Source organism: Kribbella sp. NPDC049174, from assembly GCF_043197365.1.
Taxonomy (GTDB): domain Bacteria; phylum Actinomycetota; class Actinomycetes; order Propionibacteriales; family Kribbellaceae; genus Kribbella.
In genome coordinates this window covers 79,191-95,117 of the sequence record NZ_JBICSZ010000006.1, presented here as the reverse complement: position 1 = coordinate 95,117, position 15,927 = coordinate 79,191, and the positions used below count along the sequence as shown (strand labels likewise).

General features: G+C 67.9%; 14 protein-coding genes. 7 read left to right on the top strand and 7 right to left on the bottom strand.

Features of this window, described 5'->3' with window-relative positions; all coding sequences use genetic code 11:
• Positions 1 to 63: 63 nt before the first annotated feature.
• Positions 64 to 456 (top strand): hypothetical protein, encoded by a 393-nt coding sequence (locus ACGFIF_RS27955; protein ID WP_393158494.1) that lies wholly within the window; start codon positions 64 to 66, stop codon positions 454 to 456.
• Here ACGFIF_RS27955 and ACGFIF_RS27950 read toward each other — a convergent pair.
• Positions 374 to 775: an HNH endonuclease gene (locus ACGFIF_RS27950; protein WP_393158492.1), complete on the bottom strand. Its 402-nt coding sequence runs from the start codon at positions 773 to 775 to the stop codon at positions 374 to 376. The genes ACGFIF_RS27955 and ACGFIF_RS27950 overlap by 83 nt on opposite strands.
• 91 nt (positions 776 to 866) lie before the next feature.
• On the opposite strand from ACGFIF_RS27950, the gene ACGFIF_RS27945 reads away from it, so the two are divergent.
• The 3 genes from ACGFIF_RS27945 (at position 867) to ACGFIF_RS27935 (ending at position 5,099) form a co-directional block, all read left to right on the top strand.
• On the top strand, positions 867 to 2,831 hold the full coding sequence (locus ACGFIF_RS27945) for a LamG-like jellyroll fold domain-containing protein (RefSeq protein WP_393158490.1): 1,965 nt from the start codon (positions 867 to 869) through the stop codon (positions 2,829 to 2,831).
• A gap of 104 nt (positions 2,832 to 2,935) precedes the next feature.
• Positions 2,936 to 4,894: a heparinase II/III family protein gene (locus tag ACGFIF_RS27940; protein ID WP_393158488.1), complete on the top strand. Its 1,959-nt coding sequence runs from the start codon at positions 2,936 to 2,938 to the stop codon at positions 4,892 to 4,894.
• Positions 4,895 to 4,937: 43 nt separating this feature from the next.
• Positions 4,938 to 5,099 carry a hypothetical protein gene (locus ACGFIF_RS27935; protein ID WP_393158486.1) on the top strand — a complete coding sequence of 54 codons (162 nt, stop codon included), beginning with the start codon at positions 4,938 to 4,940 and terminating at the stop codon, positions 5,097 to 5,099.
• Positions 5,100 to 5,160: 61 nt separating this feature from the next.
• Here ACGFIF_RS27935 and ACGFIF_RS27930 read toward each other — a convergent pair whose 3' ends face one another.
• From ACGFIF_RS27930 to ACGFIF_RS27910, 5 genes are all read right to left on the bottom strand, one after another.
• Entirely contained in the window at positions 5,161 to 5,589 is a 429-nt protein-coding gene (locus tag ACGFIF_RS27930; RefSeq protein ID WP_393158485.1) for a hypothetical protein, read from the bottom strand.
• A gap of 9 nt (positions 5,590 to 5,598) precedes the next feature.
• Positions 5,599 to 6,573: a DNA glycosylase AlkZ-like family protein gene (locus ACGFIF_RS27925; protein ID WP_393158483.1), complete on the bottom strand. Its 975-nt coding sequence runs from the start codon at positions 6,571 to 6,573 to the stop codon at positions 5,599 to 5,601.
• 76 nt (positions 6,574 to 6,649) lie between these two features.
• Positions 6,650 to 7,756, bottom strand: coding sequence for an NAD(P)/FAD-dependent oxidoreductase (locus ACGFIF_RS27920; protein WP_393158482.1), 1,107 nt, complete (start codon positions 7,754 to 7,756; stop codon positions 6,650 to 6,652).
• Positions 7,753 to 8,520: a hypothetical protein gene (locus tag ACGFIF_RS27915; RefSeq protein WP_393158481.1), complete on the bottom strand. Its 768-nt coding sequence runs from the start codon at positions 8,518 to 8,520 to the stop codon at positions 7,753 to 7,755. The genes ACGFIF_RS27920 and ACGFIF_RS27915 overlap by 4 nt, the downstream gene beginning before the upstream one ends.
• Positions 8,517 to 9,437 carry an ABC transporter ATP-binding protein gene (locus ACGFIF_RS27910; RefSeq protein WP_393158479.1) on the bottom strand — a complete coding sequence of 307 codons (921 nt, stop codon included), beginning with the start codon at positions 9,435 to 9,437 and terminating at the stop codon, positions 8,517 to 8,519. The genes ACGFIF_RS27915 and ACGFIF_RS27910 overlap by 4 nt, the downstream gene beginning before the upstream one ends.
• A gap of 350 nt (positions 9,438 to 9,787) precedes the next feature.
• On the opposite strand from ACGFIF_RS27910, the gene ACGFIF_RS27905 reads away from it, so the two are divergent.
• The 3 genes from ACGFIF_RS27905 to ACGFIF_RS27895 are packed head-to-tail and all read left to right on the top strand — an operon-like array spanning position 9,788 to position 13,533.
• The gene (locus tag ACGFIF_RS27905; RefSeq protein ID WP_393158478.1) at positions 9,788 to 11,542 is read left to right on the top strand and encodes a hypothetical protein; all 1,755 of its coding nucleotides are present in this window, start codon (positions 9,788 to 9,790) and stop codon (positions 11,540 to 11,542) included.
• Positions 11,542 to 12,843 carry a hypothetical protein gene (locus tag ACGFIF_RS27900; RefSeq protein WP_393158477.1) on the top strand — a complete coding sequence of 434 codons (1,302 nt, stop codon included), beginning with the start codon at positions 11,542 to 11,544 and terminating at the stop codon, positions 12,841 to 12,843. Before ACGFIF_RS27905 ends, ACGFIF_RS27900 begins: the two co-directional genes overlap by 1 nt.
• A 39-nt stretch (positions 12,844 to 12,882) precedes the next feature.
• A complete protein-coding gene (locus ACGFIF_RS27895; protein ID WP_393158476.1) occupies positions 12,883 to 13,533 on the top strand; it encodes a hypothetical protein in 651 nt (216 codons plus the stop codon).
• Here the strand turns inward: ACGFIF_RS27895 and ACGFIF_RS27890 are convergent.
• Positions 13,509 to 15,926: a glycosyl hydrolase gene (locus tag ACGFIF_RS27890; RefSeq protein WP_393158475.1), complete on the bottom strand. Its 2,418-nt coding sequence runs from the start codon at positions 15,924 to 15,926 to the stop codon at positions 13,509 to 13,511. The two genes, ACGFIF_RS27895 and ACGFIF_RS27890, sit on opposite strands and share 25 nt — an antisense overlap.
• Position 15,927 lies beyond the last annotated feature (1 nt).

Genomic DNA, 15,927 nt, shown 5'->3' with positions numbered 1-15,927 from the left:
CGCTACCGGCGTCGTGGGGGCGCCCGGGGGGATTCGTCGCGGTACAGGGGGAGGTACTTGCTGATGCAGGTCAGTTTGTCGATCGACGGTGTGCTGGTTGTGCCGGTCGAGGCGTACACGTTCTCGATCACCGGAGCCGTCGCCGTGGCGACCGGGAAGTCGCGGATCTATCTCGAAGGTGCCTACGTCGTGGAGACGGTCCGGGCCGCGGTGAACACCGCGCCGACCGGCGCCGCGCTCGTGGTCGATGTGAACAAGAACGGGACGACGATCTACACCGATCAGTCGGACCGGCCGAGTATCGCGGCCGGGACGAACAGTGCCACCGGCAACGATCCGGCCGTCACCACCACCCTGGCCGCCGGTGACTACCTCACGGTCGATGTAGATCAAATCGGATCCACTGCTCCAGGTTCGGACTTAACGGTGACAGTCCGACTCCGCAGGACTGCATGAGGGAATGGTGGCGTGCATGGCAAGCCCGACATGCGGTAACGAGGTTCCACGTCTCGTCCGGGCCCCCCTGATCGAACTTGATCAGGTGATGGACGATCAGCGATCGACGGTTGTCTTTGCCGCACGCAACACAGGCATACCCGTCTCTCTCCAGAACGACTTCGCGGGTGGCCCGCCACTCGCGGGCGCTCAACTTCCTGGCGCTACCCCCCTTCCACCTGTAGTGGTTCTCTCCGCTCAGTTTCGCCACATGCTCGGTGTTGCACCAACCTCGCCCGTAATGCGGTCGCTCGCAGCCGTCGATGGAGCACTGCTTCATGCGTGGACGGTACGACCTGCCTCCGACACTTCTACGATCGCCGGTGCGGATCTCATGATGACCGCCCGGCTCAGCCAAGAGTGAGGCTGGAATGGCGCAATCAGCGGGGTACACGTTCAATGCGGACACGGTCGACGGTACGACGGTTCGGGACGTCGCGGGGTATTTCCTGCACGGCACGATCGTCGGATCGGCAGCGCTCGTCGCCGGGAAGTACGGCAACGGCCTGAACTGCACCGGTGGCGCGATGCATGTCGTCGTACGGCCACCGAAGGCAGGCGACTCCTTCTATCCACTCAGCACCGACGGCGGGCTGTCGGTCGCGGCCTGGGTCAAGCTGAACGACAACACGTCCGCGGCGCGGTGTATCGCGTCCGCGGCCAGTGGCAGCACGCTCAACTGGGCCGTGTACGCGTCCAACGCCAGCGGCAACGTGGAGGCGAAGATCGCCGGGGCGACGTACAGCACCAGCACGAGCATCCGAGACGGCCAGCAGCATCACGTCCTCGTCACCTACGACGCGACGCCGTCGACCGACACCGTGAAGATCGCCGTCGACGGGGTCCAGGTGCTGTCGGTCAACTCCTCGGCCACGATGGCCTACTCGGGCACCGAGGTCACGATGGAGGCCGGGCGGAACACGCTCACCGGCACCGAGGCGCTCAACGGGATCATCGACGACCTGCGCTGGTGGAACGACCCGGTCGAGGCGGCGTACTGGTCGACCCTCGTCGCCGCCGAACAGATCGACTTCCAGTTGGCGATCTACCCGTTCGACCACGACACCGCGGACGACTTCGGCAGCTACGGGCGTGACCTTGCCGTCGCTCCGTCCGCCAGTTTCACGACGGGTCTGTACGGTCGGGCGCTGGTCTCCGGCACGGCGGCGGCCGGCGCGAGTGGGGTGGTCGACTTCCCCGACTGTGACCGGCTCGCGATCTGTGGCTGGCTTCGCCTCGACACCGCACCCGTCGGGTCAGCCGCGCCGATCCTGGCCATCAACGAGACCGCAGGCAGCGCGCGAGTCCGCGTCGTGGTGAACACCGACCGAACCGTCACCGCCACCTGGACCACGATCGACGACGGCACTGTCTCGGTGACCAGTACGGCGACTCTGACCGTGGGCCAGTGGACTCGGTTCCAGTTCGCGATCAACCCGACGTACGTGCAAGTCCGGCTCGACGGCAGCCAGGCGACGGAGAACATCGGCGACGGTGTGCCGCACGTGACGCCGGCCATCGCCGGGCTGGACCGGCTGTACGTCGGCGGCGACGCGAGCGCCGGCGGCCAGATCTCGTACGACTACGTGACCTTCACCAAGAACTTCCTCGCCGAGGTGACCTCGGGTTACTGGAGTGGTGCGCCGGTCGTCACGCCGTACCGGCCGGCCAACGTGGCGCGCGGCGTGTACCACTTCAACGAGAACACCGGGACGGTGGTCGACGACAAGTCGCCGTCCGGCAACGACCTCACCCTCACGGGAGCCGGGGCGTGGGTGACCGGCATCCAGGGATCGGCGCTCGGGGCGAACGGCACTGGTCCAGGCGCGTCGCGGACCTCATTCACGTGGCCGGCGTCGCCGCCCGGCTGGGCGTTCTCAGCGTGGGTCAAGTGTCGCGCCAGCAGTAGCGGTGCCCGATTCCTGGTACTGCGGAACGCCAGCGACGAGGTGGCCCACGCGGGCCGGCTGGACGGATTGTTCTGGGTCCGGCTGTTCGGCGCGGGCGGAACGACCGGCATCCTCAGTTCGTCCAGAGGACCGCTCCCCGCCGAGACCTGGACGCACGTGGCGGCATCGTGCGATCAGAAGGCGATCCAGTTCTTCCTGGACGGGAAGAGGTTCACCATCGAGCCCTATGCGACGGGTGCGCTGCTGCAGCCGACCGAGTTGAACGTCGGCGGCGACAACCCGGACTCGTCGGTGGCCGACGTCGACGACCTGCGCCTGTTCGACAGCCCGATCAGCGCGGCCAACGTCGAGTGGCTCTACCAGAACACCGGCCAGTACTACGACACCGCGCCCACCACCTTCGCCGCCTGGGGCGTACCGCTGTAGCTCCACGCTCCGCGCCCGCCATGCAACGTATCCAGGGTCCCATCGCGTCTTTCTCGTGCTGGATCGACCGAGGTGATTCTGGTATACACCGTTAAGCTTGCATGGTGGGGTGGGGTGGGGTGTTGTCGCGGCCGAGCACGCGGATGCGGAACACGATCGGGCTGGCAGTGGTCTGCCTGGTCGTGTGCGCTGTCGCGTTCGCCGGCGCGGTCACGGTGCTGATGCCGGGCCAGCGGGAGCGGAGTGTCGCCGCCACCGTGCCCGGGTCGCCGAGTCCGAGCGTGGTGACGCCGCCATCGGCTGCGACTCCCAGCCCGACGCGGTCGCCGTCGAAACCGGTGACCCGGACCGGGACCTATCAGTGTTCCGGGTTCAGCGGGATCGATGCGAAGGTCCCGTTGCCGCTGCTGATGAAGGACACGTTTGCCTGGGGCGACGATCCGCCGTACCGGGTCGGCGACGGCTCGGGCGACATCCGGTGGCGGTCCGATCCCTACAACAAGCCGAGTTGGTACATGTGGCTGCATTCGCTGCGCTGGCTCGGGCAGGGCATCGAGGCCGCCAGGAAGGGCAACCGCCCGGCCATGACACACGTGATGGCCATCATCCAGGACTGGGTCCGCGACAACCCGTACTCGTGGAAAGGCGACGTCGGCGCCTGGGAGTCGACGATGCACCGGACCAACGTCCTGATCTGTGCACGTCAGGCCGTGCTGTCGGGTCTGCGGGTCCGCCAACTGCCGCCGCAGTACACCTGGCTGGACCAGGCATTGCTCGATCACGCCAAGTTCATGGAACAGAACTGGGGTGGACCGTCGAACCACGGCACGGACGAGAGCATCGCGATGTTCGGCGTCGGCTGCACGCTCGGCCGGCCAGAGCTGAAGACTCTCGCCGTCCAGCGACTGACCGAGGCCATCACCACCGCGATCGACCCGCAGGGCTCGACGAACGAGCAGTCGATCGGGTACGCGATGTTCAACTACCAGCTGTGGGGCCGAGCGACCACTGCGCTGCAGCGTTGCGGCGCGGATCCAGGTCCCGTCATCGAGCAGCGCCGCCGCGTCCTGGCGGAGTGGCTCGCCCTCGCCACCACGCCCACCGGCTACCTCCCCCAGGTCGGCGACGCGATCCGCCAGAAGCCCGACGCCGCCGCCGGAACCTCGCTGGAGTACGCCGCCTCACTCGGCAAGAAGGGGACAGTGCCGAGCCGACGGACCGCCGTGTTCGACGCCGGCTACATCTTCGGCCGGACCGGCTGGGGCGAGGACCGGCCGTTCACCCGCGAATCGTCGTACACCATCCGCTTCGGTCCGGGACGCCGGTACCACGGCCACGAGGACCACACCTCGATCACCTACACGTCCCATGGCCGGGACATCCTGATCGACCCGGGCCACTCCGGGTACCAGCTGGACAAGTGGCAGGACTGGACCAAGAGCCAAGCGGCGCACAACGTGATGACCATCCCGGCGGGCAAGGCCACCGGGGCGGAAACCCGGCTGGTCAGCGCAGCCATCGCGCCGACCTCCGAGTACTACTCTCTCGCCGACAATCCGGTCGAAGGCGTGGAGCGGACCCGGGACGTCCTGGTCCTGAAGGATCCCGACCTCATCATCACCTTGGACCGCGGCCAGTCGGCCACCGAGCAACGGTACGAGACGCTGTGGCATCTACCGGCGGACCAGAAGGTGACCATGCAGTCGGCAACTCACGCTGTCGCCGCCAAACCCGGCGACAGCAGCAAGACCCACCTGCTGCAGATCCCTTACGGGCAACAGCTGCCCGCCGACGCCACCACCCTCGAGCAGGGGAAGGCGGATCCGGTCCAGGGCTGGTACTTCCCCACGATCTTCGACCGCCAGTCGGCCCCGGTCGTCAAGTTCAACCGCACCGGGTCCACTGCCACGATCCTCTCCGCGATCGTCCCCAGCGCGCCCACCGAGACCGTCGCCTTTACCACCCGGACACAGGCCGACATGTTCTTCGTGGACCTGACCGTCGGCACCCAGAAAACAACCATCCGGATCACCCAATCCGGCCGCCTGACCCGCATCCGCTGACCATCGCGAACCGCCGGCGTCGTCGAGCGAGCAGGTGCAGGCGTTGGCGCGCGCCGTCCGCGAGCTCGTGTACGACGTCCTGCCCGGGACCATCGAGGTGGTCTGGAAGAAGCAGGGCTCGGTCGGCTGGGGCATCGGCCCAAAGGAGTTCACCGAGCAGTTCGCCAACCTGATGCCAATCAAGAGCCGGCCCTGCGCGACCTGATCGCCGTCTCAACCCGGACCGGGATCTGACCGATCGCGGATCAGTACGGCCCAGCAGCATGTCAGGTCGGGTTGTCGCTGTCCTCGAGGCGCATGGCCAGCAGCTGCCGCAGCGGCATGGACTCGCCGTCGCGGGCGCCGAGGCCGACGGTCAGCGGTGGGTCGGACGGCACCAGCCGAACACCGGCGAGACGGGATTTCACGCTGGTCGGGGTGGCAAGGATGTAGAAGTTGCCGTCTGGATCGACACCGAGTGAGCGGTTGCGGCGGAGGTACCAGCCGGTGATGTTGGTGCGGTAGCTGGTGCCTGATCCGGCAACGGTGGCACGCAGCGGCTCAGGGGCGACCCCTCGCGTTTTCAGCTCCTGGACGAAGTCGGCCAGGAGCGCACGGGCCTGCGCGGTCTCGGCGGCCTTGCGCTGCTCGAGGGCGGCCGCGTGCGCAGCCGACGCCTCCCGCCGCTTCTCCTGCCAACTCAACTCGCCGTCCACGCTCCCACCCTAGATCACCCCAGCCGCACCGCCGATCGGTGCTGCCAGCCGGGCGCCGCGGATCGGGAATGCGACTGCCTCGGCGGCGAGCGCGTCGTACTGGCTCGGTGGGAGTTGCTCGGTCAGCACGACGTCGACCTTGCCGCCCTTCCGGCCCCAGGCGCCGGCGATCCTGCCGTCGACGAGGACGCCGTTGGGATGAAACGTGTCCGCCGCCGGGGTCAGGATTCGCTTGCCCGGGGCAATGAAGCGGCCGTCCCGGTCGCGGCCGAGGAGCCGGAGATCCGGGTCGACGAGCAGCCGTACTCCGCGGTGCGGCGGCGAGTCCCGGACACGCGGTTCGTCAGCCCGCAGGATCCAGCCGGGGGTGCCGTCGAAGTCCACTTCGAGCAGTTCGTCCGACACCGAGTTCCAGACCTCCCGAGCGTCACCGGCCGCGAGACCGGCCCACCAGGCAAAGGTTCGCGGATTGGTCGGCGCGAACCGGTGCACATGACGCCGGCACAACTCTTTGCGCGCCGCACCGAGGTCGAGCTCCGGTCGCGGAACCTCACGCACCCACAAGGAACTGGTCGTCCACCGCAAGGCGATCCGGCCACTCGCACAGGCCTCCCGCAGATCCGGGAGCCCACCGCGCAACTCACGTCCGTCCAGCATCCGGCACACGCGGTCCGCGAGCCGGTCGATACGCCGGATGGCCTCGGTGGCGAGCGGGAGCCGGCCGAGCGTGAAGACGCCGAAGTCCTTGCGGGGCAGGACATACACGGCCGCGCGTGGACTGTAGGTCTGGATCAGGCTCGGGTGCTCCCAGTCAGACGGCTCGCAGCCGGTGACTCGAGCGTGCAGACCCAGCAGAGCGTCCCGGGGTGCGGTGTCCTGCAAGCCGACGTACGCCGCTTCCTCGTGCGAGCCGGCGGGCAACCGCTCGGTCAGATGATTGACGTGAAGCCGGTAGGACCGGGCCTGCTCGCGAGTGACTACCATCAGTCCGACCGTAGCCAGCAAAGACGCCATCCGATGGCTTGTTTACTCGCCGAAGATGCAGCGACCAACGTTTGCGCTAGCTGGTCGGGAACGACCTGTCGCCGAAGAGGATCCGGCGGGCCGCGGCCTGACCGAGCGGGGTGCGTAGGAGCTTGAACGCCGCCGATGCCACTGCAGGTGTGCGCACCCGAGCCAGTCCTCTGCGCAGCATGAGCCGGCCACGGAAGTGCGCCCGCAGAGCGGCTCCGTCGTACTGCGTCAACGCATCCGGCCCACCTCGCAGCGCCTGATCGAGTACGTCGGCCGCGAGCGTAGACAACCGCAGACACGGATCGAGGCCGCCGGCGGTGAGCGGAGAGACCGCGCCGGCTGCGTCACCGACAAGCAGCCCGTCCACACAGCTGATTCGTCGCAACAGACCACCGACCGGAATCGGACCGCCACGCCGTTCCACGTCGACCGGACGATCCGCGCGGGACAGCCCCGGCGCCTCCTTGCCGAACCGCTCCAACGCTTTGCGCATCCCGGCCGGGAATCGATCGGCATAACCGGCAACCCCCACGTGAGCGTGCCGTCCGTCGTTGACCACCCAGGCCAGATACCCCGGCGCGAGCGAGGGGTCGAGCACGCAGTGAAACGTCGGTGGCTCGTCGCTCCCGGGAATGGCGAAGACCTCCTCGGCCCCGATCAGCAGGCGGCGGTTGCGATCCAGCGCGAGGTCACGCGCGACCCGTGACCGGGCTCCGTCCCCGCCGACGACGTACCGCGCCCGGATCTGAGTCGGCCCGTCGCGACCGACCAAGACGAAGGCATCTCCGACACGGCCGGCGTACCGCGTGCCCAGCTCGATCCGTACGCCGGACTCGCTCGCACGCTTCGCCGCGGCCACATAGAGCGGCCCCATATCCCCCACCCGGTACTCGTCGCGACCGCTGACCAACAGCACCGGGCGACGCAGGTCAGGCGGGTAGAGCGCCACGCGGCGAATCGGTGGCCCGAGACACTGTGCAGGCAAGGGGAAGTCGTCGAGCGTCTTCCGAACGAAGATCCCCGTCGTGCGAATCGCGCTGCCCAGGTTGGTACGACGTTCGACCAGCAACACGTCATGCCCCTGCTCAGCAAGCAACGTCGCCGTGTGAAGCCCAGCCAAGCCGGCCTCGACCACCAGCACGTCGCTGCTCATCGGTCCGCATCGGTGCGCATCAGCCGCAACCCGCCGGCCACCAGTAAGGCGACCGCCCACAGCCCGAGGGTGAGCCGGGCGGATGCCGTGGTCATGTCGTCGTGTGGGCCCTCACCGAAGATCAGGAAGAGGGCGCCCGAGCCGGGCATCCGAGCAGACAGGCTGACTGACCACTCGTACGGCAACTGCGCCAAGAGCAGGGGCAGCACGAGCATCAACGCAATCACGCTCACCAGCGCGGCCGCCGTACTGCGGGTGACCAGACCCAAACCGACCCCGAGCAGCGCGCCGGCGGCGTACACGAAGCCAAGCTCGGCGAGGCCCTCGACGCCTTCGCCGATCGGCAACCCGAGTGAGGGCCGGAACGCCCACACCACAACGCTCGCCGCTGCCACCAACAGCACGCCCAGCATCGCCATCGTCGCGACGATGACACAGGCCCGGGCAGCAAGCAGAACTCCCCGCCGCGGTGTCCATTGCAAGGTCGGCACGATGCCGCCGGTGCCGTGGTCGGCGGTGCTGGTCACCACCGACATCGCGAGTACGCCGAACAGCGCGAACATCGCGGTGAACCGGCCGCCGTCCCAGGCACTCGCGTCCGGACCGGGACCGGTCGGATCGTCGGAGACGTCGTACCCGATGATCGTGCCGAAGCCGAGCACCACGACCGCGGTCGCCACAGCGAAGATCCAGGTCGAGCGGACGCTCCAAAGCCGGCTCCACTCGGCATTGCCGGTGCGGGCGAGGAGGGTCGTGGTGCTCATCGGTTCGCTCCGTTCGCGTACGCCGGGGTACGGCCGTGGTAGTCGACGCTCTCCTCGGTCAGGGCCAGATAGGCATGCTCGAGCGACTGCTCGATCTCGGCCAAGTGGTGCACCGGAATCCCCAGCGCGTGGGCGAGATCGCCGATCTCGGTGGCGGACAGACCGGTGATCTCGAGTTCTTCCGGTGCGGTGCGCTGCACCGCGGCCCGGTCGGCCAGAGCACGCTGGAGGTCGTCCACCTGCGGGGTCCGGATGCGGACCCGCTGGCCGCCCAGGCCGCGCAGAATCTCGTCGACCGGGGCGTCCGCGATCAGCCGGCCGCGGCCGATGATGACGATGCGGTCGGCAATCAACTGCATCTCGCTCATCAGGTGGCTGGAGACCAGGACCGTCCGTCCCTCGTCGGCGAAACCTCGCAGCAACGCCCGGATCCACCGGACCCCGTCGAGGTCGAGACCGTTCACCGGCTCGTCGAACAGCAGCACCTGCGGGTCGCCCAGCAACGCAGCCGCGATCCCGAGCCGCTGCCGCATTCCCAACGAGTAGCCCTTGATCCGTCGCCGCGCGGCAGTACCAAGCCCCACCTGCTCGATGACTTCCTCGACCCGCTCGAGCGGAATGCCGTTGGTCCGGGCGCCGATCCGGAGCTGCCCGCGGCCGGTCCGGCCCGGGTGCATCGCGCCGGCGTCGAGCAGAGCCCCGACCTGATTTAGCGGCTCCGCGAGGTCGACGTACCGCTGCCCGTTCACCAACGCCGTCCCCGCCGTCGGCCGATCCAGCCCCATCACGATCCGCATGGTCGTCGACTTCCCCGCCCCGTTCGGCCCGAGGAACCCGGTCACCTTCCCGGCCGGCACGTCGAAGCTCAAGTCATCCACGGCCCGCACCGCGCCGTACTGCTTACTGAGTCCCTGCACACTGATCACCTATCGATAATCGATGACCACCTATCGACTGTCAACACGCAATCAACGACTTTCAAGTGATCCCACGCGTCGCAGGCGGCGACCGTTCAGCAAGCGAGCGCTTCCATTGATCCGCGTCCGGCAGCGAATTGACACCGGTCGGCCGGTGTGTCTGACTGAGCTGAGGGGTTTCGTGGGGGCGCGAAAGGCTTGCGAACGTGGACTGCCGGTGTGCTGTGCACGAGTTTCGCGCGCGGTGCTCGCACGCGAAGGGGGAACCGAGATGACAGAGTCGATCCGGATGCCGGGCTGTCCCAATTCCGGCGGCGTGTGGCGATCCACCGACTGATCGAGGTGAGCCCATGACCGCCGAAGCCTTCGTCGAGGGACCCAGGGCCGAGGACCGCGTCCGAGGTGTCGACGCACGCCCGCCGCGTCACGAGGTCGAGCTCAGGATCATCGCACAGGACCCGTCGGTCAAAGGACCGGACGGCCGCATCGTCACCGCGAACGCGAAGGTACCCGCCGCACGGCTCGAGAACGGCCCGCGAAGTGCCAGGTTCTCCGTTGTCGACTACGACGTCTCCACCGCGACCCTCGTCGCAGCCGCGACGCTGCCGTCCGGTCGCGACCGCTTCGCCGAAGCGAGCGACGAGACTCTGTGCACGGACCTTGCGTTCCACGCCCAGCAGGTCTACGCCGTAGCGGCCCGCACCCTCGCCACCTTCGAGTTCGCTCTCGGCCGCCGACTGCCGTGGGGCTTCGCCGGACACCAGCTCTACCTCGTCCCGCATGCCTTCAGCGAGGCGAACGCCTACTACTCCTTCGAGGATCGGGCTCTGCTGTTCGGCTACGTCCCGGGCGGCGGCGACGCGGACATCTACACCTGTCTGTCCCACGACGTCGTCGTCCACGAGACCACCCACGCGGTGCTGGACGGCCTTCGGCGCCGATTCCTCGAGCCGGGTCTGGCTGATCAGGCGGGCTTTCACGAGGGATTTGCCGATATCGCGGCGCTGCTGTCCGTCTTCTCCTTGGAGAAAGTCGTCGAGGTCTGCCTCGATCGCGAGTCCATCGGCTCCCTGCGCCGCGAGCAGATCGATCCTGATGCGCTGCGGAACAGTGTGCTGACCGGGGTGGCGGAGCAATTGGGCGACGTCCTCACCCAGGGACGTGGCGCGCTCCGGCAGTCCGCACTCCGGAAGCCGCCCACCGATTGGCGCGAGCGGCCGGAGTACCGGGAGCCACACCGTCGCGGAGAGGTTCTGGTCGCGGTCGTGCTCGAGGTTCTGATCGACATCTGGACCCGGCGGATGGCGGCGTACCTCTCCCCCGGCGACGGCCGCGCCGAACGGACCGTCGACAGGGCTCGGGCGGCCGAGGAAGGCGCCAAGGCTGCGAAGCATCTGCTCACCATGCTCATCCGTGGCCTGGACTATCTGCCTCCGGTCGAGTTCGAGTTCGGGGACCTGCTGGACGCCGTGATCCTTGCCGACGAGGAAGTCGTGCCGGAAGACAAACTCAACTACCGGGCCGGCTTGCTGACCCAGTTCGAGGAGTTCGGCATCGTACGCCCGGCCGGCACCACGCGCGATCTGCTGTCCGGTGACTTCGCCGCGCGCTACAACAACATGAACTTCACCGCCCTGCGGACCGCAGGTGACGAAGTGTTCCGGTTCATCTGGGAGAACGCCGACGTACTGGACATCGAGACCGACCACTACACCTATGTCGAATCGGTATTGCCCAGTGAGCGGGTCGGCCCCGATGGACTCGTGGTCAGAGAGTCCGTCGCGAACTATGTGCAGATGCTCCAGCTGACCGCGGCCGAGCTCGCCACCCGGTCCGGGCACGAGTTGCCTGCCGGCCTGGACCTCGCCACGAAGCTCCAGCTGTTCGGTGGCGGCACGTTGGTGTTCGACCAGTTCGGTCGCGCGAAGTTCCACATCTTCAAGCGTCTGGGCGATTGGAATCGGCAGGTCGAGCGCGTGAAGTACCTCCACGACGGCGGCTACTACGACCGTTTCGGCCGCCTCGGCTTCTCGTATCAAGGGGCAGCAGGTCAGCTGTTCGCCGAACTGCACTCCGCGGTCCCCGACGCTGGGGAGAGTTGGTAATGGCCCCGTTGCTCCCGATCAGAGTCCGTGTCCGGATGTACCAGGTCGGATTCGGCGACTGCTTCCTGATGACCGTCGAGTACGCCGCGGACGGGAACAAGCGCACGGAGCGGAACATCCTGTTCGACTTCGGCACGACCCACGGACCGCGCAGCGGACCGGTCAAGATGGCCGTCATCGCTGACCTGATAGAGGAGCACACGAAGGGCAAGCTGGATGTGCTGGTCATCACTCACCGGCACCGCGACCATCTCCGGGCATTCGGTACCACCGCCAGCGCCGAGGTGATGCGCAGACTCCCGCCCAAGCTGGTACTGCGGCCATGGACCGAGGATCCGGACCTGCAGGCAGACGCAACCGGGCCGACCGACGGAGCCGGGCTCGTCGCACGCCGGTTCGTCGCACAGTTGACCGAGGCCCAGGCGGCCGTGAAACGGATAGCGGCCCGCCCCGCCCCACCCAGGGGCGCTCTGCACGACCTGCGAGCAGCGGCTGCCGACGAGGTGCCCGACCAAGAGGCGATCAGCACCCTCGACCAGCTCGCAGCGGATCCGAGGGGCCGCTACCTGCACGCGGACAAGCCGTGCCTGCTGGGCAACGTCGTCCCTGGGCTTCGGATCACCGTGCTCGGCCCTCCGACCGTCGAACAGCATCCACGCGTTGCCGGCCAGGCGACCAGCGATCCGGAGTACTGGATGTTGCGTCTGCAGCGCTCGCTCACGGCGGCGGCTCCCCGCGAAGACTCCACGGCACCGCCCGAGCCGCCGGGTGCCGAAGGCTCGATACCACCCGGCCCTGTGCGCTGGCTCGTCGAGCACCTCGCCAAGCACCGAACGCACTCGACAGCCCGGCTGGTGCGAGCCCTCGACACCGCGATGAACAACACCAGCCTCATTCTGCTGCTCGAAGTAGGCCGGCTGAAGATGCTGTTCTCCGGCGACGCGCAGATCGAGAACTGGGAATACACCCTCGGCAAACTCGCGAACGATCACGAGCTCACTGCGAAGCTCACCGGTCTCGACCTCTACAAAGTCGGCCACCACGGCAGCCGCAACGCCACCCCACGATCACTGCATGCTCTGTGGGCGCAGCGACCAGCCGGCGCACCACCGATGACCACCCTGATGTCCACCCGGCCCGGCGTCCACGGGGAGTCGGCCAAGACCGCAGTCCCCCGCGAAACCCTTGTTACCGCGCTGAAGGAGGTCTCCACCCTCCATTCAACCGACGACTTCCCGCGTGGCACGCTCTTCCTCGAGCTCACCGCCGACACAACCGGTGGCCCCTTCGAGCCCGTGTGAACACTACCTCTGCGGTGTGAGGGCGGTCACACTCTGGGAATGGGTGAACTTGAGGGTGTTGATGCGGGGAAGGTGCATGCGCAGTTCCTGACAACCGAGCACTGGAGTCTGCTGGCGACGCGGGGCATGACGTGGCAGGAGATCTTCAGCCGGACCGGGACGTACCTGACGGTCCTCTCGGCCAGCGTTGTCGCGCTCTCGCTGGTGGCCAACGCGGCCGGGTTCGGGCCGGGCTTCCGGACGTTCGCGCTGCTGGTGCTTCCGGTGGTTCTCCTGGTCGGGTACGGGACCTACTTCCGGCTGATCGAGGCCGACATCGAGGATGCCTGGCTGATCATCGGCATGAACCGGCTGCGACACGCGTACGTCGAGCTCGCACCGGAGCTCGAGCCGTACCTCGTCGCCAGCCACCACGACGACGTACCAGGGGTGATGGAGACCTACAGCTTCCGCAGCCGCGTCGGCATGACCCACTGGCTGTCCGGATCACCCGTCGTCGTCGGCATCATCAACTCGATGGTCACCGGCGTACTGGCCGCGGTGATCTGCGACGCCGCCGGCAGCGGTGACATGGTGCGCACGATGGTCGGTGTCGCCACTGCCTTCGTGACCGCGGTCGTGCTCGCAATGCTCGGCCTCCGGAAGATCCACGAGTTCAGGCGGAACTATCGGCCACGGTTCCCCAGCTGACGAAGGACGGCAGTCGGTGCGTTGAAGAGACCGGAGCTGACGGTGTCGGCAGCGTGGTCGATGTCCTGCAGGTCGAAGCGGTGACCGTAGCGAGCGGTGACGGACTCGACCAGCGGCTTGAGGTGCTGGTCAGCAGCCAACGCGTTGGCTCCGGTGTTGTGGACGACGATGCGCAGAGCGTTGGCGCCGGGCTTCGCGGCGTCCGTGATGTCGATGCGGTACGGCGGCGCCCACAACGTGCCGCAGCGGGTGTCGTTGAGCCAGACCTCGGCGGCGACACCGATCGGCGGCGCGAGCAGCGCCTGGTAGGAGTGCTCTGGTAGGTAGTCCCCGCCTAGCGCGGGCGAGCCGTCACCGAAGTCAAGGAGCACTCGAGCGTCGGTCTCCGGCAGGTCGATCTCGATCTCGTAGGCCGCCGAGCCCGAGAACGCCGATCGCTCGGGATCGTCCTCCCACCGGTGCGGCAGCGTGACGGCGCCGGCGAAGTCCACCCGCCACGACCCGTCCACTGCTCCCAGCGGGATGTCCACCACAGAGCTCTCATCGCCTGACGACACCGGCACGAGCACCACCGCCTCGTACGGATGCAGCGTCAACCCCGACGCCGGAACCACCGTCGTCGTCCCAGTGCCCGGATCCCACCGTTCGAAGTACGTCGTTGGCACGTCCAAGCTGAAGGTCCGCGTCTGGTTCCCCGTGTTCGCGACGAAGTACACGTCACCGTCATCGAGCCGCCGATGCACCACACCGATGTCGTCCTGCAACCGCTCGGGCAAATGGTCCGTAAGGGCGGAGACGTCCCTGACCACCACTCCCCCGGCCGCGACGACAGCATCCAGCCACCGAGCCGTCTCCACCGGCACAGATTCCGCGGGTACGACGACCAGCGGCACCGACGCCGGATCGACCACGCTGAGAGCGTCATCGTCGATCAGGTCGAAGTCGAGCCCGGTCTCGCGGATGGTGCGCGGGATGTCTTCACCGATCAGCCGCCGTACGGTCCGATAGAGGTTCAGCGATCCGCTCGCGTAGGCGTCGGAAGCCGGCACGTAGACCTTCACCGGACGGACCGGCGTGCCCTGCTGGAGCAGCCAGGAGAGTCGGTGGAGATAGGCGAAGAGATCCGGCGCGACCGGCCACCACGGGTTCCGGTCGTCGAGCGCTCCCGCGGCGTAGAAGATCCAGCCGAGCCCGGGTTCGCCGGCGGGCGAGTACGGCCAGCCGTGACCGATCAGCTGGTTCACACCGGACAGGAAGTGCTCGTGCGCCTCACCCTTCAGGTCGAGCGGAGTCGCACGGAACGACGGCGAATGCACCCAGGTCCACACCTCGGCCGACACGACCGATCGGCCGTAGATGCTCGCGGCCGACGACGCCCACCGAGTCTCCGGCAGCCGGGTCCATCCCCAGCCCTCGCCCTCGAACAGGTCGGCGGACCGGTAGCTGCTCATCGTTGCCGGCGGCTCGCCGTACGACTGGATCCGGAACGGTACGTCGTGCGAGGCCGCCCAGCGCTGGAAGACGGCGACGAAGTTCTCCTCGTACAACTCCGACAACGTCCGGTGGAAGTCGATGCGGACCTGAGGCGACCCCTTGAGCAACTCCCACAACCGCGGCCGCAACTCGTACCCGCGCCGGCTCGCGAACTCCGAGAGGAGGGCCGGCGTCCAGTCGGCCTGGTACACCTCCAGGCTGTCGCAGAAGACCGAGCCGACCAGCTCGGGCGTGGCGGCCTTCAGCAGCGGCTCTGCCACACGCCTGATGTGCTCCTCCGCCGCCGCCACCGAATAGTGATCGAGCACTGGCCCTTCGGCACCCGCCGCGGCCCGCTTCACGTTCTGCCCGGTCAACCGCGAGGACGCGATCAGCACCTCACGCGGCCCGCTACCGGCCGGCACCCGGATCATCCCGTTGCTCACGGCAACTTCGGCGTACGACGTGGGCACGCCGGCCGATCCCTCACCCACGAACGCGGCGATCACCTCGTCCCCGGGCCAGGCCTCGACCACCGGGACGTCGTACGCCTCGGCGCCGATCTCGCGTCGATCCCAGCTCAGTCGACGGGCCGCCAGCTCGGGTCCGATGTGTCCGCCGCCGAAGGACCAGCCGCTGCCCAACGTCAGATCGAACCGCAGCCCGAGGTCCCGTGCGGTGCGGGCCGCGAACCCGACGTCCTGCAGGAACTTGTCCGAACCGAACGGCGCGTCGACCGAGCTCATCGGGTAGACGAACGCGACTTCGACCCCACCCAGTCCGGCGGCGGCCATCGCCTTCAGCTGGCGGTCGAGCTCACGCCGGTCGACCGACGGCCCGAACCACCACCACCGCATCATCGGCCGCCCCTCCACGGGCGGTGTCCGGAACTGCCGTCGTACGTCGTCCACCGTCGCCACA

Coding starts and splice junctions, on each gene's coding strand:
- ACGFIF_RS27950 (WP_393158492.1), bottom strand. CDS start 775: ATGAAGCAGTGCTCCATCGACGGCTGCGAGCGACCGCATTACGGGCGA.
- ACGFIF_RS27905 (WP_393158478.1), top strand. CDS start 9,788: ATGACCGCCGAAGCCTTCGTCGAGGGACCCAGGGCCGAGGACCGCGTC.
- ACGFIF_RS27920 (WP_393158482.1), bottom strand. CDS start 7,756: ATGAGCAGCGACGTGCTGGTGGTCGAGGCCGGCTTGGCTGGGCTTCAC.
- ACGFIF_RS27895 (WP_393158476.1), top strand. CDS start 12,883: ATGGGTGAACTTGAGGGTGTTGATGCGGGGAAGGTGCATGCGCAGTTC.
- ACGFIF_RS27925 (WP_393158483.1), bottom strand. CDS start 6,573: ATGGTAGTCACTCGCGAGCAGGCCCGGTCCTACCGGCTTCACGTCAAT.
- ACGFIF_RS27945 (WP_393158490.1), top strand. CDS start 867: ATGGCGCAATCAGCGGGGTACACGTTCAATGCGGACACGGTCGACGGT.
- ACGFIF_RS27915 (WP_393158481.1), bottom strand. CDS start 8,520: ATGAGCACCACGACCCTCCTCGCCCGCACCGGCAATGCCGAGTGGAGC.
- ACGFIF_RS27900 (WP_393158477.1), top strand. CDS start 11,542: ATGGCCCCGTTGCTCCCGATCAGAGTCCGTGTCCGGATGTACCAGGTC.
- ACGFIF_RS27955 (WP_393158494.1), top strand. CDS start 64: ATGCAGGTCAGTTTGTCGATCGACGGTGTGCTGGTTGTGCCGGTCGAG.